We start from the raw sequence: 16,396 nt of genomic DNA on the forward strand, positions 1-16,396 counted from the left end.
GGTTGATGCCGGGGCGACGCCCGGCACGAAACCGCCGTGCGCTGCAGCGCCCGCTGCGGCACGCTCCACTGCCGAGGCCCCATGACACCGACCGCGAAGCTCGCGCTGCTCACGTTACCGCCGCTGCTGGCGGCCTGCTTCGGCGCCCTCGCCGCCGCATGGCGCGCACCGGGCCCGAAAACGTCGAGCGTCATCCAGCATTTCACCGGCGGCATCGTGTTCGCGGCGGCGGCGCTCGAGTTGCTGCCGCAGGACCGCGCGCACGCGCTGTTTCCGGTCGTCGTCGGCTTCGTGTTCGGCCTCGCGCTGATGCTCGCGATCCGTGCGCTTTCCGGCGCGGTCGAAACGCGATTCGAGGACGCGCGGCTACCGGTCAGCCTGATCCTCGTCACCGCGATCGATCTCGTCGTCGACGGCCTCGTGCTCGGCATCGCGTTCTCCGCGAGCGACGAAAGCGGCATCATTCTGACCATCGCGCTAACGCTCGAAGTGCTGTTCCTCGCGCTGTCGGTCAGTGCGGCGCTGGCGTCGGCAGGCGTCGGCCGCTTGCTCGCGATCGTCGTGCCCGTTGCGCTGGCCGCGCTGCTGAGTATCGCTGCCGTCGCCGGCAATGCGGTGTTCGCGGGGTTGCCGGCGAATCTCTACGCGGCGTTGCTCGGGCTCGGCACGGTCGCGCTGCTCTACCTCGTCACCGAGGAACTGCTGGTCGAAGCACACGAAGTGCCGGAGACGCCATTTGCAACCGCCGCATTCTTCATCGGCTTCATCGTGTTCTTCCTGATCGAAGGTTCGGTGAAGGCCGGCTGAAGCGCGAGCGTCACCAGGTCGTCGCGGCCGTCGGATACGTATCGACGATGCGCGTGCCGTTGACGGGCGTCACGCCCTCGTTGCGCAATGCGGTCCACAGGTCGATCGCATGTTCGCGCGACTTGCGGCTGCCGTCGTCGGTCAGCACGTTCAGCGCGATCACTTCGTCGCGCGTGGTGAGTTGCAGTTGTTCCTTCAGTTTGCGCGACTGATGCGACGCGGTACGGACCTCGCGAAGCACGATCCGCTGCTCGGCGAGCGGTGCCGGCGCAGCGCCCGCAGCGGCGGGCAGCAACGTCAGCTGCCCGTTCCCGACTTCGCATTGCCCGCGCGCGAACGTCGCGCTCCACTCGCCCGCCGGCACGGTCGCGAACTCGCAGCGCATCCGTTCGCTGGCGCGGCGGCCAACGTCGTGCTCCGGCGCATGCGACAGCGCGCGTTCCGGCCAGCCGGCCGCCATCGCGCCCGTCGTCGTCAGGCACGCGGCCAGTAGGATCGCTTTCATCATGTTGCGCATCGTCCATTCCTCCTCGCAAAAAATATCAACGCACCGCGAAGCTGTCGTCATGCGCATCGACGACCGGCGCCGATTCGCCGCGATGCACCGTCGAGCGATGGATTTCCTGATTGCGGGCGATGGTGGCCGGGCTCGGCGGATAGTCGTGCTTCGGACTCGGGATCATGCCGTCGTGGCGGGCGCGCAGCATTTCCTGGCGCACTTCCTGCCGGGTCCTGGATTGCGCGGTGGCCGACTGCGAGAAAGCGGCGATCGACAGCGTGGCAATGGCGATCGAAATCAGGGGTCGTCGCATGTTCATGAAATTGGCTTCTTGTCCGGAATGGGTAACGTGAGTTCCAAGATTGATCCGGCGGCGGTGCGCGATCATGAACACAGGATGACGATTTCGTCATCGCGCTTCTCCGTTGATCGTAGTGCGAAGCAAATCAACGGGATGCTTCGGTACACATGACGCACGGACGACAGCGGCATCTTCAACTATCCGGCGAGCGCGAGCCAGCTCATCGGCATCGGCTACAGCTACACGAAAGCCCGTGGCGATACGAGCGCTACCTATCATCAGGTGTCGGTTGGCGCGGACTACGTGCTGTCGACACGCGCCACTCTCTATGCGTTCGGCGCGTGGCAACGCGCGAACGTCGAGCAACGCACGTTCGACGACGGCACGCAGACGGCGCAGGCGTCGATCGGCTCCTACGGCTACGACGGCACGTGCACGCAATGGATCGTCAATCTCGGGCTGCGCCATCGCTTCTGATCCGGGCAGCGGCAACGCGCGGGCTCGCGCGTGACGAAAATTTCATCTTCCGATCAGGTTCACGATGGATCGTGTCGCTACGATCGAATGCGCGACGGGCGATGCCCGTTGCAATCCACGCAAGCGGATCGCTGTCACACGGCACGATTACGCGTTCGGCCCGGACACAGCGTGTGCCGGGCCTTTTTTCGTACGCGTGACGGATCAACGTGCGACGTTGCGCTTCGGGAACAGGCACGGATGGGTCTTCACGTAGAAGTTCGGATTGCCGCAGCGATGCCCCGCATAGTCGATCTGCTCGCCGGGCATCAGGCCGGTCGGCACTGAATAGCGCGCGGCCTTCGGTGCGGACGATCCGGCCATTCCGGTATCGGGACGGGATGAAGCGCAACCGGCGACCAACGGGGCAATCAGCAGGGCAAACAACGACAGGCGAATGGCGAGGCGATCCACGATCTGGTCCGGAGCGAAAGTCGAAACGAGACCGCCCGCCTTCCATGCCGGCGCGGCGAACGGTGCGCATGCCGTCGACACCGTCGGCCGTCGGCAAGCGCCATGCTCCGCTTTCCGCTCATCGCACGCATGACCCGAACATGACGATTGCGTCATGTCGGCGCGGCCCGCACGTTGCACACGCCGCCACGCAATCTGACGGATTTTTCATCTGCCGATCACGGTCACGCTCGGCTGTTTTCGCATACTGGGTCCATGGATCGCCACCCGGCGGCCCCACCAAGGAGAACTCAATGAAAACGGTCAAACTCGCTGCCCTGTTCGTCACCGCGACGCTGTCGCTCGGCATCGCCTCGCAAGCCGCGTTCGCGCAAACTCAAACGCAGGGCAAGACCCGCGCGGAAGTCATCAACGAACTGAAGCAGGCGCAGCACGACGGCGTGGTGCCGACGAGCAAGACGCAGTACCCGCCGGCCAGCGAGATCGTCGCGCGCAACAAGGAGCTTCACGGGCTTTCGGTACATGCCGGCGAGAAGGCCCCGCAGGCCGACAATCACGACAGCCTCGCGACCCGCTGATGGCGGTCAGGCGCGGGCGCTGCCGCGCAATCGCAGGCAGCGTGCCGCGCACCGCCGTATCGCAGCGAACGCGCGGCCGTGCCGGCGTGCGATCTCAAGCATGGGCCGCCGGCACCGTGTTCGGCGCGACCGGCGGCCGCTGCGGAAAGCGCAGCCAGAATGTCGTGCGTCGGCCGGGATCGCTGTCGACGCCGCATTCTCCGCCATGATTGTTCATGATCGACCGGACGATCGCGAGGCCGAGGCCCGTCCCCGACGCCGAGTTGTGCCGCGACGGATCGACGCGATAGAAGCGCTCGAAAATCCGCGTGACATGCTGCGCGTCGATGCCCGGCCCCGTATCCGATACGGCGATCGTCGTCGTGCCGGCCTGTTCCGAACAATCGATCGTCACGACGCTGCCGCGCGGCGCGTACGCCAGCGCATTGGACAGCAGGTTGCTCAACGCGCGCTGGTACAGCGTGAGATCCGCATCGACCCATGCGTAACCGTCGACCTTCACCGACACGCCCGCATCCTCCGCAAGCGGCTCGTAATAGCCGGCGACACGCGAGGCTTCCTCGGCCGCATCGAGCCGCCGCACGTCGATCGACGTGCCGGCCTGCTCCGAGCGCGCGAGGAACAGCATGTCTTCGATCATCCTCGACAGCCGCTGATACTCGTCAATGCTCGACTCGATCACGCTCCGGTATTCGTCCGCGCTGCGCGGCTGCGACAGCACGACCTGCGCGGCCGCCTGCAGGTTCGTGAGCGGCGTGCGCATGTCGTGCGCGAGATTCGACGAGAACTGGCTCAACCGCGTGAACGATTCGTCCAGGCGAGCAAGCATCCCGTTGAACGCATGCTCCAGCTCCTTCAGTTCGCCTGACGTATCGAGTTCCGGCAGCGGATGGGCCAGGCGGCTCGTCGACATCTGCTCGGCCCGCGCCGCGAAGCGCCGGAGCGGGCTCAGCCCGAGCGCCGCGATGCCGTATGCGATCGCGGCCGCCAGCACGACGCCGAACACCTCGATCACGACGATCGTATAGGCATGCGTGCGCAGCAGCAGCACGTCGGCGCTGCGGTCGTACTGCACCGCGACGCGCACGACGGGCGCGCCCGCGCCGGCAAGCGGCACGGTCATCACCAGATACTGGTGCCGCACGCCGGGCGGCGCGACGAATACCGGGAGGCGGCCCGCGTCCGTCGACAGCAGCGGCGCGTAGGTCCGGAATCCCGGCGTGCCGACGATGCGCGTGCCGGCCGCATCGTAGATCGCCAGATCCATGTTCGGATGCCCATGCAACTGGTCGACCCACATATCGGGGTTGCGCGCGACGTCGGCCGTCGAACGCGCCTCCGCCAGGTGCGTGCCCAGCGCGGCCGAAATACCGGCCATCTGCTCGGCCGCCGTCGTCTCGATGCGATTGCTCAACGCCTCGTACAGCGCGACGCCGCTCGATGCGAGGATCACCGACGTCGACAGGATGATCAGCGCGGTCAGGCGTCCGCGCAGCGTGCGCGGCAGCAGGCGCGCGATCATTTCGCCGCGCCGTCGCGCACTTCGAGCACGTAGCCCATCCCGCGCACGGTGTGGATCAGCTTCGGTTCATAGGCGTCGTCAATCTTCGAGCGCAGTCGCCGGATCGCGGAATCGACGACGTTCGTATCGCTGTTGAAGTTCATGTCCCACACCTGCGACGCGATCGTCGCGCGCGGCAGGATCTCGCCTTCGCGACGCATCAGCAGCCACAGCAGCGCGAATTCCTTCGCGGTCAGCAGGATCGTGTCGCGCTGCCGCATGGCCTTGCGGCGCGTCAGGTCGAGTTCGAGATCGGCCACGCGCAGCGTGTTCGAATCGCGCGGCTGGCCGCGCCGCAAGATCGACTTGATGCGCGCGGTGAGTTCGACGAAGTCGAAAGGCTTGGCCAGGTAATCATCGGCGCCGAGTTCGAGCCCCTTCACGCGATCGCCGACGTCGTCGCGCGCGGTGAGGAACAACACGGGCGTCGACTTGCTGCGGCGCAGGTTCTGCAGCAGCGTCCAGCCGTCCTGCCCCGGCAGCATCACGTCGAGCACGAGCAGGTCGTACTCCTCGGTCTCGGCCTGGTGCTGGCCCGTGATGCCGTCCTCCACCCAGTCGACGACATAGCCGGCTTCGGTCAGGCCCTTGCGCAGATAGGCGCCCGTTTTCGGTTCATCCTCGACAATCAGAATTCGCATCACGCATTACCCTTGAAGAAACCCAGCCGCCGCAGCACGCCCGCGCCGAACCCGCCGCGCAAGACCGCGCGCCACGACACCGCGTGGCTCACGCGGTACAGCACCGGCAGCACCAGCAGCGTCAGCGCCGTGGACGACAGGATACCGCCGATCACGACCGTCGCAAGCGGGCGCTGCACCTCGGCGCCGGTGCCGATCGCGAACGCCATCGGCAGGAAACCGAGCGACGCGACGAGCGCGGTCATCAGCACGGGCCGCAGCCGCGTGAGCGCGCCTTCGCGCACGGCGGCGTCGAGCGGCATCCCTTCATCGCGCAGGTTGCGGATGAACGAGATCATCACGAGGCCGTTGAGCACGGCAACGCCCGACAGCGCGATGAAGCCGACCGCGGCTGTGATCGAAAGCGGAATCCCGCGCAGCCACAGCGACACCACGCCGCCGCTCAGCGCGAACGGAATGCCGGTGAACACCAGCAGCCCGTCCTTCACGTTGTTGAACATCACGAACAGCAGCACGAACACCATGAACAGCGCGAGCGGCACGACGAGCTTCAGCCGCTCGCTCGCACTCTGCAACTGCTCGAACTGGCCGCCCCACGACACCCAGTAGCCGGCCGGCACGCGCACGTCCTGCTGCAGCTGCTCGCGCGCGTCGGCGACGAACGAGCCGACGTCGCGGCCACGCACGTTCGCGCTGACGACGACGCGCCGCTTGCCGTCCTCGCGGCTGATCTGGTTCGGGCCCGGCGCGACCTCGATCGTCGCGAGTTCGGCCAGCGGCACGTACGGCACGTACGGCGCCTGCGCGAGCGGCGCGCTGGCGCCCGCGGCCGGCGCGGGCAGCGCGATCGGCAGCCGCTTGATCGCCTCGATGTCGGAGCGCAGCTCGTCCGGCAGCCGCACGACGATGTCGAAGCGCCGGTCGCCCTGGAACAGCGTCCCCGCCTTCTGCCCGCCGACGGCCGCGGCCACGGTATCCTGCAGGTCGGCGACCGTCACGCCGTAGCGCGCGAGCTTGTCGCGGTCCAGGTTGACGGTCAGCACGGGCAGGCCGGTGGTCTGCTCGACTTTCACTTCGGAAGCGCCCGGCACCTTCTGCAGCGCGGCCGCGATCTGCTCGCCGGTCTGGTTCAGCACCGCCATGTCGTCGCCGAAGATCTTCACCGCGACGTCGCTGCGCACGCCCGAGATCAGCTCGTTGAAACGCAGCTGGATCGGCTGCGAGAACTCGTACGCGTTGCCCGGCAGTTCCGCGAGCGCCGCCTCGATCTCGCGCACGAGCCGATCGCGCGGCTTCTTCGGGTCGGGCCACCGGTCGGCCGGTTTCAGCATGATGTAGCCGTCAGACAGGTTCGGCGGCATCGGGTCGGCCGCGATCTCGGCCGTGCCGGTGCGCGCGAACACGCGCTCGATTTCCGGGAAGCGCGCCTTCAACGTCTTCTCGATCGCCTTCTGCATCTCGACCGACTGCGACAGGCTCGTGCCGGGAATCCGCAGCGCGGCGACCGCGAGATCGCCCTCGTTCAGGCTCGGGATGAACTCGCTGCCGAGCCGCGTCGCGAGCCCGAGCGTTGCCAGCACGATCGCACCGGCGCCGAGCATCACGCGCGCGGGGCGCGTCATGAACGCGGCGAGCACCGGCTCGTACGCGCGCCGCGCCCAGCCCATCAGCCGGTTCTCCTTCTCCTCGACCCGCTCGCCGATGAACAACGCGACGGCCGCCGGAATGAACGTGACGGTCAGCACCATCGCGGCCGCGAGCGCCATCACGACGGTCACGGCCATCGGATGGAACATCTTGCCTTCGACGCCGGTCAGCGCAAAAATCGGCAGGTACACCACCATGATGATCAGTTGCCCGAAGATCAACGCGCGCCGCGCTTCCTGCGACGCGCCGAAAACTTCCGCAAAGCGCTCGTCGCGCGTGAGCGGCCGCCCGGCCGCCGACTGAGCATGCGCGAGCCGCCGCACGCAGTTCTCGACGATCACCACCGCGCCGTCGACGATGATCCCGAAGTCGAGCGCACCGAGGCTCATCAGGTTCGCGCTCACCTTCGCGTTGACCATGCCGGTGAAAGTCATCAGCATCGACAGCGGAATCACGAGCGCGGTGATCAGCGCCGCGCGGATGTTGCCGAGGAACAGGAACAGCACGGCAATCACCAGCACCGCGCCTTCGAGCAGGTTCTTCTTCACCGTCGCGACGGCTTTCTCGACGAGCACCGTGCGGTCGTACACGGGAATCGCCTTCACGCCGGCCGGCAGCGTTCGGTTCACGTCCTCCATCTTCGCGGCGACGGCCTTCGCAACGGAGCGGCTGTTCTCGCCCATCAGCATGAACACCGTGCCGAGCACGACCTCCTCGCCGTTCGACGTCGCGGCGCCGGTACGCAGCTCGCGGCCGATGTCGACCTGCCCGACCTCCTTCATCCGCACCGGCACGCCGCCGACGTTGGTCAGCACGATGTTCGCGATGTCGTCGACGGTGCGCGCCTGGCCCGGCACGCGCACGAGATACTGTTCGCCGCGCTTTTCGATGTAGCCGGCGCCGACGTTGTCGTTGTTGCGCTCCAGCGCGCGCACGACGTCGGCGAGCGTCAGCCCGTACGACATCAACTTCGCCGGATTGGGCGCGACGCGGTATTCCTTCACGTAGCCGCCGATCGAGTTCACCTCGGTCACGCCGCGCACGTTGCGCAGCTGCGGCCGGATGACCCAGTCCTGCAGCTCGCGCAGGTCGGCCGCCGTATAGCGCGTGCCGTCGGGCTTGCGCGCGTTGGCGTCGGCCTCGACCGTCCACAGGTAGATCTCGCCGAGGCCGGTCGACGTCGGTCCCATCGCGGGCGCGATGCCGGCCGGCAGCTTGTCCTTCGCCTCCTGGATGCGCTCGTTGACGAGCTGCCGCGCGAAATAGATGTCGGTGCCGTCCTTGAAGATCACCGTGACCTGCGACAGCCCGTAGCGCGAAATCGAGCGCGTCTGTTCGAGGCCCGGCAGCCCGGCCATCACCGTCTCGACCGGGTAGGTGATGCGCTGCTCGGCCTCGAGCGGCGAGTAGCCGGGCGCGGCCGTGTTGATCTGCACCTGCACGTTGGTGATGTCGGGCACCGCATCGATCGGCAGCTTCTGGTAGCTGAACACGCCCAGCGCGGCCACGGCCGCGATCGCCAGCATCACGAGCCAGCGGTGCGCAATCGCAAAGCGGATCAGGCGTTCAAACATGGCAGGATTCCTTGAGGCGGGGAACGGCCACTGCGTGGGCCGTCGGTGCGTGACGTTCATTCATGTTCCGCACTCCCCTTGCCGAGCTCGGCCTTCAGCACGAAGCTGTTCGAGGCCACATATTCCTGGCCCGGCTTGAGCCCCTTCAGCACTTCGGTCGCGCGTTCGTCGCGCCGCCCCGTCTCGACGGCCTGTGCGACGAAGCCCTTCGGCGAGCGCACGAATACCGACGGCACGCCGTCGACGTCTTGCAGCGCGTCGCTCGTGATCGCGAGCGCAACGGCCTGCTTGCCCGCGTCGACCGACACGTTCACGAACATCCCCGGCCGCCACACGCCGTCCGGATTCGGCAGCACGACGCGCGCGGGCGCGGTGCGCGTCTGTTCGCCGAGCAGCGAGCCCACGTAAGCGATCGGGCCGCTCGAGCGCGATTCGAATGCGGTCGCGCTGACGGTCGCGTCGCGGCCGACACGCACGTCGTTCAGCCGCTGCGCGGGCACGGCCATCTCGGCCCACACCGTCGACAGGTCGGAGATCACGAACATGCTCGCGTCGGCCGCGATCGCTTCGCCGGGCGTCGCATGCTTCTCGACGATCGTGCCCGCAAACGGCGCGCGCAACTCGTAGCGATTCAGCGCGCCCGCGCCCCCCGGCGCGTTCAGTGCGGCCAGTTTCTGCCGCGCGTTCTGCACGGCGATCTCGGCCTCGCGCAACTGAACCTGCGCCTGCTGATAGTCCTGTTCCGCCGAGATGCGCTCCTGCCACAGCGTGCGTTCGCGTTCATAGGTCGCGCGCGCACCCGACAACCGGCGTTCGGCGGTCAGCAGTTCGCTGCGACGGTCCGCGAGATCGGTGCTCGCGATCACGGCCAGCACCTGCCCCTTCGCGATGTTCTGCCCGAGCGACACCGACACCTGTTCGACGATGCCGGCCACGCGCGGCACGACGTGCGCGGTGCGGTCCTCGTTGAATTTGATCTCGCCCGGCAGCTGGAACGGCGTGGCGATCTGCGCGGGGCCGGCCTTCGCCAGCGCGATCTTCGACGTCCGCAATTGCGCGTCGGTCAGCGCGATCGCGCCGTCCGCACGGGCGAACGGGAACGACGCGGCCTGGTTGCCCGCCGTGATGTCGATCGTCGCGTCGAACACGTGCGGCTTCGCGATCGACTGCGCCGAAACGAATTTCTGGCCCGCCGCGTCGAAACGCATCGGTTCGTGCGAGCGGTCGTACCGCACCAGCGTGCCGGACACGGCAACGCCCTTATCGACCGGCTTGCCGTCGACGAACGGATAGACGACGAGCCGCGCGTCGCCGGGCTTTTCCGTCATCACGATCTCGACGGACAGTTTGCCGCGCGTGAGCACGACGCCACCGTGCGAGCCGGTGCCAACGCCGTCGGCCGCCTGTGCGGCTTCGGTGCCCGCGGGGGCGGACGCACTGCCTCGCGTGACGGCGAGCGCGCCGAGCACGATCCCGACGCCGCCGAGCACGGCCGCTGCAATGATGAAGATTCTGCTGCGTGACATGATGATCCTTCAGGTAAGAAGCGCGGCTATTGCGCGCCGGCCGCGAGCGGCGTGCCGACGAGCCGGCCGATGTCGGCGCGGGCCGCATGCGCGTCGGCGAGCGCGCGCACGTATTGCGATTGCCCCTGGAACAGCGTGCGCTGCGCGTCGAGCACGTCGAGGAAGCTGAACTTGCCGAGCTCGTAGCCGCGCGACATCGCATCGAGCGCGCGCCGCGCGCCGGGCAGGATGTCGGTCTTCAGCCGCCGCGCTTCCTGCGCCGCCGCGTCGAAATTCGCATACGCCCGTGCAAGTTCGAGCCGCAGCCGCGTACGTTCGCGGTCGAGATCGGCATTTGCGCGCTCGGCCTTGTGCGTCGCTTCGAGCAGCGCGCCACGATTCGTGTCGAACAGCGGAATCGGAATCGACACGCCGACGACCGCCTGGTTGTCGGGCACGCCGCCGGTCGTCACCCGCTTCACGCCCGCGCTGACCGTCACGTCGGGAATACGCCGCGCGCGTTCGAGCGACACGGCCGCGTTCGAGCGCAGCATCTCCGCACGCGCGACGCGCGCGAGCGGCGCGTCTTCGAGCTGCGCGGTCAGCGCCGACAGCGGCTCGACCGCAGGCACCGTTTCCAGATCGCCGAGCGCGACGCGCCGGTCGCCGCGCGCTTCACCCATCGCCGCATTCAGCTTCTCGCGCGCGACGTCGACACGGCCGCGCGCGGTCGTCACCTCGATCTGCACGCCGGCCGCCGCCACCTGCGCCTTGGTCGCCTCGACCGGCGACACCTTGCCGGCCTGCGCGCGGCGCCCCGCGAGGTCCGCCGAGCGCGCGGCGATCGCGGCCGACTCTTCGGTAACCTGAAGTTGCCGCTGCGCGGCAAGCAATCCGTAGAACGCCGCGATCACATCGGCGCGCACCGCGGCAACCTGCTCGTCGAGCGACGCGTTCGCGGCCTCCCGGCCGTACGATGCGACGTCGAGCCGTGCGCGACGCTTGCCCCCGAGTTCGAGGGTCTGGTTGATCAGCGCGGTCGACGTGCGCTCCGCGCGGCTGAAGCCTTCCTGCAGGAACGACACTTCCGGATTGGGACGTGCGCCGGCCTGCATCAGCGCGCCGGCCGATGCATCGACGTCCGCACGCGCGCCGCGCAGTGCCGGGTTGTTGCTGGCTGCCGCCGCGAGCGCGTCGGACAGCGTCAGCGACGGGGAAGAAGATGTGTCGGACGGCGGCGCGGCACCGGAAGCCGTCGGGGCCAAGGCCTGGGCCGGTGCCGCGACCTGCAGCGACTGCGCATGGGCCGTCGCGGCCGTCGCGAAGACGACGGCTGCGGCGAGGGTGAGCTTGAGCATGTTCGGTTCTGCGATAACGGTTCGCACCGATGCTACGGATCGGGTGCAGTGCGAACATGAGCCGAAGATGACAATTCCGTCATGTTGGATACGACGGAGTGCGGACGTGCGGCGTCCTGCGGCAGCAGGATCCGCTTCGTAGATCGGACGGTTTCAGTGAATGTGCGGTGCGATCGCCGCGCGGAAGAAAAACGAAGCCCGGCCAGCCGACACTGCCGGCTCGTCAATGTCCGGCACGCAGCGTTACACGCTGCCCCGCTTCGCGCGCCGGCGTTGCACCAGCCAGTCGAGCAGTTGTCGTCCGTCGCGCTCGCCGAACCAGCGCGCGTGCCCGAGCAGGTAGCCGTCGTACGCGATGTCGACGATCGCCGGGGCGTCGATGATGCACCCGAAATACGCGACCTCCGACAGCGCGAACTCCACATGCACGATCGGCAGCATCGCGACCAGCGCCGCGTACGCATCGTCGCTCAGCGGTTCGAGCGATTCGTAGCCGTCGAGCAGCGCATCGATGTGCGCGTATTCGATGCGGCGCGCATCGGCCGGCGCCATCCAGTCGATCGCATTGCGCTCGATCGCCAGCGCGACGTCCATCACCGCGCACGTGCGATCGGACAGGCCGAAGTCGAGCACCGTGCGCACCCGCGCCCCGGGGCCGGCATCGGTCCACAGCAGGTTCGACGCATGCCAGTCGCCGTGCGTCCACAGCGGCGGCAGCGCGGGCAGCAGCGGCACGAGGCGCGCATGATACGGGCCGATCGCATCCGCCACATCGCCACGCCAGTCGCGCGTGCCGAGTGCGCGCACCAGCAGCGGCTGCGCATCGACCCAGCGTTCGAGCGCGCCCGCCAGATCGGTGGACGACAGCACCCGGAAACTCGACAACAGCGTGCGCACGGGCCGCGCCGGCGCATCGTAGCCGGCCGACGCGCGATGCAGTTCGGCCAGTGCGCGGCCGGCCGCGTACGCATGCGAAGCATGGGTGAACGGCTGCCACGACATCACGCCGCGATACGGGTCGACACCGGGCGCGACCGCGTGCACTTCGTAGGTCCAGTCGCCGGATGCAAACGCGGTCGCACCGTCGCGACCGGCGAGCACGTGAGCGACCGGAATGCCGCGTTCACGCAGATGCGCGATGAAGCGATGCTCTTCCTCGAGCCCGGCGACATCACGCAGGCTCACGTGATGACGCTTGACGAACAGTGTGCGCTCGTCTGTCGTGCGCACCAGCACGGCCGCCGAGAACGGCCGCGGGCTGTGCCACGCAAGCCGCGCCGGCGCGCCGACGCCATCGATCCGCGCGAGCACGCCCGCGACTTCGTCGTGCGTCATCAGCGGCCAGTCGCGTTCGGCCTGCTCGCCGTCGACGCCGAATTGCGGCGGGGCGACGTCCCGCGCGGCGGCAGCGTCACGCGACGCAGGCGCGTTCGGCTCGAGAGGAAATGTCATGGACGACGCAGCTCCGTAGTTGAATCGGCCCGTGAATCAGCCCGCCGGGCTTGCCGTTGCGCGCAGCGCGTCGGCCGTCCGGCTCCAGTCGCGCCAGCCGATGACGGCGAGCGCGATGAACAGCGCATAGAGTCCGGCCGTCAGATACAGTTCCTTGAACACGAACATCCCGACGTACACGACGTTCACGACGATCCACAACCCCCACGACGCGATGTAGCGCCGCGCGGTCCAGTATTGCGCGACGAGGCTGAACGCGGTCAGCGACGCATCGACGAACGGCAGCGCCGCATCGGTCCAGCGCGCCATCATTCCGCCGAGCAGCGCGCTGCCGACAACGGCCGCGATCAGGTCGGGCAACATCTGCCGGGGCCGCACGCCGGTGACGGGCGCGACGTCGCCTGGCGACGCCGCGCCGCCGCTCGCCTCGAGCGTACGCTGCGCGATCCAGCGGCGCCAGCCGTACACCTGCAGCACCGCGAACGCACCCTGCAGCAGCATGTCGGAATACAGCTTCGCGTCGAAGAAGATCCAGCCGTACAACGCGACCGACGCGAGCCCGACCGGCCAGCACAGCATGCGCCGCTTCGCGGTCAGCCAGATCGCGAGCGCGCTGACGATCACGCCGGCGATTTCGAGTGGGGACATCGTCTGTACTCTCCTGGTTGGCTGCCGGGGCCGCGCATCATGCGGCCGGGTCCGGACGATCAGAAATCATAGGTCAACGATACGCGGGCGGTGCGCGGCGCGCCCGGGAACAGGTACGCGTCGCCCTGCTGCTCGCCCGCGTCGCGCCAGTAGAACTTGTTGAACAGGTTGTCCACCGACACGCGCAGCACCGTGCGATGGCCCGCGATCTTCGTCGTGTAGCGCGCGCCGAGATTGAACACGAACCACGACGGCACGCGCGCGGTGCCCTCTTCGTTCGCGTTGCGGCCCGCGCTGTATTCGACGCCGCCGAGCATGTTCAGTCCCGCGACGCCCGGTACCGCGTAGTCCGTATACAGCGACGCGCGCAGCGCCGGCACGTTGATGATCTGGTGCCCTTCGTACGCCGGCGAACCCGAATCGTACGCGCGCGCGCGAATCGCCGCGACGCTCGCCGTCAGCGACAGCCGCTCCGTGAGCCGCCCGGCCGCGCCGAGCTCGATCCCCTGGTGGCGCTGCGTGCCGCGCTGCACGAAGGTATAGCTCGTGCCGGACGCATCGGGATCGGCGAACTGGAACGGCTTGCTGATCGAGAACACGGCGGCCGTCAGACTCAGCCGGTCGAGCCAGTCGTATTTCGCGCCGAGCTCGAACTGGTGCGATTCGACCGGCGGCAGGAACGCATATGCGTTGGTCGCGCGCACCGGCGCCTGGTCGCCGAGCGACAACGCCTTGCTGTACGACGCGTACAGCGACAGCACGTTCACCGGCTTGTAGACGAGCGCGACCTGCGGCAGGAACACCGAGCGATCGGTGTGCGTCGCATCGCCGTCGAGGCTGCTCCAGCTGCGCTGGCGCAGCAGCACTTCCTTGCCGCCGGCGAGCACCTGCCAGTGTTCGCCGATGCTGATGCGGTCGAGCCCGAACACGCCGTACTGCCATGAATCGAGCTGCGGATACGACGGCCCGGCCGTATTCGGCGACGGCGCGAACGCGACGTCGGGCCCGTAGACGTTCTCGCTGCCCACATAGTCGTACACGGCGTTCGCCATGTGCACGACGCGGCGCTGCACGCTCACGCCGAGCATCAGTTCATGGCGCAGCGGGCCCGTTGCGAACTTGCCCGTCGTCACCGCGCGCAAGTCGTCGTTGCGACGGTATTCGCCTGGGCTGCGGAAGTCGTAGACGTCGTAGTCGCCGTTCGCGCCGAAGAAGAACGGCGACGTTGTGCCGGCCGCGCAGCTCGCCGCGTAATAGCAGCCGTACGCGAACGCGCTGTTGTCGTCGATCATCGTGCGGCTGCGGCCCGCCGCGACATACGCCTTCCAGTCGTCGTTGAACTGGTAGTCGAAGCGCGCGTTCAGGTTCAGCGCATCGGTCGTCACAGGTTTCGCCCACGGCTGCGTGCCGAGCGCCTTCGACGTCGTCTTGACCGACGGCACGACGGTGCCGCCGAGCAACTGGTAGCCGGGCGCGGAGCGTTGGATCCACTGCTGGAATTCGGCGTTGAGCTGCAGGCTCGCGCGCGGGCTGATGTCCCAGTCGGCGGCGATCGAGCCGAACGTGCGCCGTCCGTTCGTGCCGTCGATGTACGAGTGCATGTTCTCCTTCGCGGCATTGATCCGGAACCCGAACTGATGGTCGGGGCCGAAGCGGCGGCCGAGATCGACGGCCGCCGACGTCGAGCCGCGGCTGTCGACACCGCCCGTCACGCTCGCGACGTTCGCCGAGCGCTTCGTGACGAAGTTGATCACGCCGCCCGGCGCGACCACGCCGCTGTCGATGCCGGCCAGCCCTTTCAGGATCTCGACGCGCTCCTTGTTCTCGAGCGGCACGTTCTGCTCGCCGGACACCGTCAGACCGTCGATCCGGATCGCACTCGCGAGATCGACCGGGAAGCCGCGGATCGCGAAGCCTTCGAAATAGCCGACCGGCGCGTAGTCGTTGACGACCGATGCGTCGTTGCGCACCACGTCGCTCAGGCGCTTCGCCTGCTGGTCGTCGATCTGCGCGCGCGTGACGACGTTGACGGACGCCGGCGTGTCGCGCAGCGGCGCATCGTCGAGCCCCGTGACCGATGCTTCGCGCGCACGAAACGTGTTCTCGCGCGCGCCGGTAACCGTGATCGTCGGTAGCGCTGCGCTGCCGGCAGCGTCGGCGTCCGGCGCCAGTGCGTCGCCCTGTGCCGCGGCGGCCTGCGCCGCGAAAAGCGTGATGCCGAGACCGACGCCAAGCCCGGCCTTCGCGCGCCGCCGCCGTGCGGGCGCCGCTGTTGTTCTATTCACCGTCATTGTTCTGGATGGAAAACTCGCCACTCGACCCTGTCGAAACACTCGAAACTCGTTATGCAGCCGCGAAGCGCGACCTCGCGCAAGAATCCGCAACGGTCCCTGCGGCCGCCGGGCACGAACGTCGACACGACATTCGCCAGACGAGTCGGACGATCGGGCCGCATGCGAGCCGATCGATCGGGAAAGCGCAGGATGGGACATCGGATGACGATGACGCGCCGGGCAACGACGCAGCCGTCGACCGCTTCGTCGGGGGCGTGTCGGGCGGACGGCGGCATCGCGCGGTCTTGTCATGCGGGGGGGACGCTTCGAACGCCCCGTCACGGGCGCGACGTACTTGCGCGCGCCATTCGCTGGAACGGCGGCGTGCCCGTCGCGCACGATATCGCGGCGCGGCGCGCATTTTACCCCGGGCGGGGCCGACCGCCCTGGAATCGGGCAAATCGGAGGCGTGGAAGGCGGGAACGGAAACCGCGCGACTCACGCGGCACGGCGACGGTGTTGATGTGCGCGTGACTGGCGTTGTGCGCGGCCACGTCGATGACCGGCACAGTCACGTGCCGGTCACGCGGCCGGAAACCGGAGCGGGAACGTTCGCCCGCCC

Annotated in this window: 13 protein-coding genes and 1 pseudogene; 3 read left to right on the forward strand and 11 right to left on the reverse strand. The window is 68.2% G+C overall.

All coding sequences use genetic code 11. The annotated features are described in order from the left end of the window. Positions 1-81: 81 nt before the first annotated feature. Positions 82-807, forward strand: coding sequence for a ZIP family metal transporter (locus DIE08_RS06805; RefSeq protein ID WP_124901386.1), 726 nt, complete (start codon positions 82-84; stop codon positions 805-807). A 10-nt stretch (positions 808-817) separates the two neighbouring features. On the opposite strand, the gene DIE08_RS06810 is transcribed toward DIE08_RS06805, so the two are convergent. Together DIE08_RS06810 and DIE08_RS06815 are read right to left on the reverse strand one after the other, a co-directional pair. Further along, positions 818-1,315 carry a hypothetical protein gene (locus DIE08_RS06810; protein ID WP_260436468.1) on the reverse strand — a complete coding sequence of 166 codons (498 nt, stop codon included), beginning with the start codon at positions 1,313-1,315 and terminating at the stop codon, positions 818-820. 34 nt (positions 1,316-1,349) lie between these two features. Then, positions 1,350-1,694 carry a DUF4148 domain-containing protein gene (locus DIE08_RS06815; RefSeq protein ID WP_260436474.1) on the reverse strand — a complete coding sequence of 115 codons (345 nt, stop codon included), beginning with the start codon at positions 1,692-1,694 and terminating at the stop codon, positions 1,350-1,352. Between the two features lie 99 nt (positions 1,695-1,793). Here DIE08_RS06815 and DIE08_RS06820 point away from each other — a divergent pair. Continuing rightward, positions 1,794-2,084: pseudogene (locus DIE08_RS06820) on the forward strand (porin); the annotation flags it as partial. 204 nt (positions 2,085-2,288) lie between these two features. Here the strand turns inward: DIE08_RS06820 and DIE08_RS36055 are convergent. Then, on the reverse strand, positions 2,289-2,447 hold the full coding sequence (locus DIE08_RS36055) for a hypothetical protein (protein WP_260436469.1): 159 nt from the start codon (positions 2,445-2,447) through the stop codon (positions 2,289-2,291). Positions 2,448-2,830: 383 nt separating this feature from the next. Between DIE08_RS36055 and DIE08_RS06830 the strand changes: the two genes are divergently transcribed. Continuing rightward, positions 2,831-3,115 (forward strand): DUF4148 domain-containing protein, encoded by a 285-nt coding sequence (locus DIE08_RS06830; RefSeq protein WP_124620952.1) that lies wholly within the window; start codon positions 2,831-2,833, stop codon positions 3,113-3,115. Positions 3,116-3,209: 94 nt separating this feature from the next. On the opposite strand, the gene DIE08_RS06835 is transcribed toward DIE08_RS06830, so the two are convergent. The 8 genes from DIE08_RS06835 to DIE08_RS06870 form a co-directional block, all read right to left on the reverse strand. Continuing rightward, the gene (locus tag DIE08_RS06835; protein WP_124901389.1) at positions 3,210-4,637 is read right to left on the reverse strand and encodes a heavy metal sensor histidine kinase; all 1,428 of its coding nucleotides are present in this window, start codon (positions 4,635-4,637) and stop codon (positions 3,210-3,212) included. Next, positions 4,634-5,317 (reverse strand): heavy metal response regulator transcription factor IrlR, encoded by a 684-nt coding sequence (gene irlR / locus DIE08_RS06840; RefSeq protein ID WP_124901390.1) that lies wholly within the window; start codon positions 5,315-5,317, stop codon positions 4,634-4,636. Before irlR ends, DIE08_RS06835 begins: the two co-directional genes overlap by 4 nt. Then, positions 5,317-8,538, reverse strand: coding sequence for an efflux RND transporter permease subunit (locus DIE08_RS06845; protein WP_124901391.1), 3,222 nt, complete (start codon positions 8,536-8,538; stop codon positions 5,317-5,319). Before DIE08_RS06845 ends, irlR begins: the two co-directional genes overlap by 1 nt. A 56-nt stretch (positions 8,539-8,594) precedes the next feature. Next, the gene (locus DIE08_RS06850; RefSeq protein WP_124901392.1) at positions 8,595-10,064 is read right to left on the reverse strand and encodes an efflux RND transporter periplasmic adaptor subunit; all 1,470 of its coding nucleotides are present in this window, start codon (positions 10,062-10,064) and stop codon (positions 8,595-8,597) included. A gap of 26 nt (positions 10,065-10,090) precedes the next feature. Next, complete coding sequence (locus tag DIE08_RS06855; RefSeq protein WP_124901393.1) at positions 10,091-11,401, reverse strand: TolC family protein; 1,311 nt, start codon at positions 11,399-11,401, stop codon at positions 10,091-10,093. Between the two features lie 243 nt (positions 11,402-11,644). Continuing rightward, positions 11,645-12,853, reverse strand: a complete 1,209-nt coding sequence (locus DIE08_RS06860) for a phosphotransferase enzyme family protein (protein WP_124901394.1) — start codon at positions 12,851-12,853, stop codon at positions 11,645-11,647. A 36-nt stretch (positions 12,854-12,889) separates the two neighbouring features. After that, entirely contained in the window at positions 12,890-13,501 is a 612-nt protein-coding gene (pnuC, locus tag DIE08_RS06865; protein WP_124901395.1) for a nicotinamide riboside transporter PnuC, read from the reverse strand. Positions 13,502-13,560: 59 nt separating this feature from the next. After that, positions 13,561-15,792, reverse strand: coding sequence for a TonB-dependent siderophore receptor (locus DIE08_RS06870; protein ID WP_124901396.1), 2,232 nt, complete (start codon positions 15,790-15,792; stop codon positions 13,561-13,563). Between the last annotated feature and the right edge of the window lie 604 nt (positions 15,793-16,396).

It is taken from the genome of Burkholderia sp. Bp9004, from assembly GCF_003858025.1.
Taxonomy (GTDB): domain Bacteria; phylum Pseudomonadota; class Gammaproteobacteria; order Burkholderiales; family Burkholderiaceae; genus Burkholderia; species Burkholderia diffusa.

Excerpts from the sequence above, each read along its gene's own strand:
- DIE08_RS06870 (WP_124901396.1), bottom strand. The coding sequence starts at position 15,792 with ATGACGGTGAATAGAACAACAGCGGCGCCCGCACGGCGGCGGCGCGCG.
- pnuC (WP_124901395.1), bottom strand. The coding sequence starts at position 13,501 with ATGTCCCCACTCGAAATCGCCGGCGTGATCGTCAGCGCGCTCGCGATC.
- DIE08_RS06835 (WP_124901389.1), bottom strand. The coding sequence starts at position 4,637 with ATGATCGCGCGCCTGCTGCCGCGCACGCTGCGCGGACGCCTGACCGCG.
- DIE08_RS06830 (WP_124620952.1), top strand. The coding sequence starts at position 2,831 with ATGAAAACGGTCAAACTCGCTGCCCTGTTCGTCACCGCGACGCTGTCG.
- irlR (WP_124901390.1), bottom strand. The coding sequence starts at position 5,317 with ATGCGAATTCTGATTGTCGAGGATGAACCGAAAACGGGCGCCTATCTG.
- DIE08_RS36055 (WP_260436469.1), bottom strand. The coding sequence starts at position 2,447 with ATGGCCGGATCGTCCGCACCGAAGGCCGCGCGCTATTCAGTGCCGACC.
- DIE08_RS06810 (WP_260436468.1), bottom strand. The coding sequence starts at position 1,315 with ATGATGAAAGCGATCCTACTGGCCGCGTGCCTGACGACGACGGGCGCG.
- DIE08_RS06860 (WP_124901394.1), bottom strand. The coding sequence starts at position 12,853 with ATGACATTTCCTCTCGAGCCGAACGCGCCTGCGTCGCGTGACGCTGCC.
- DIE08_RS06850 (WP_124901392.1), bottom strand. The coding sequence starts at position 10,064 with ATGTCACGCAGCAGAATCTTCATCATTGCAGCGGCCGTGCTCGGCGGC.
- DIE08_RS06815 (WP_260436474.1), bottom strand. The coding sequence starts at position 1,694 with ATGATCGCGCACCGCCGCCGGATCAATCTTGGAACTCACGTTACCCAT.
- DIE08_RS06855 (WP_124901393.1), bottom strand. The coding sequence starts at position 11,401 with ATGCTCAAGCTCACCCTCGCCGCAGCCGTCGTCTTCGCGACGGCCGCG.
- DIE08_RS06805 (WP_124901386.1), top strand. The coding sequence starts at position 82 with ATGACACCGACCGCGAAGCTCGCGCTGCTCACGTTACCGCCGCTGCTG.
- DIE08_RS06845 (WP_124901391.1), bottom strand. The coding sequence starts at position 8,538 with ATGTTTGAACGCCTGATCCGCTTTGCGATTGCGCACCGCTGGCTCGTG.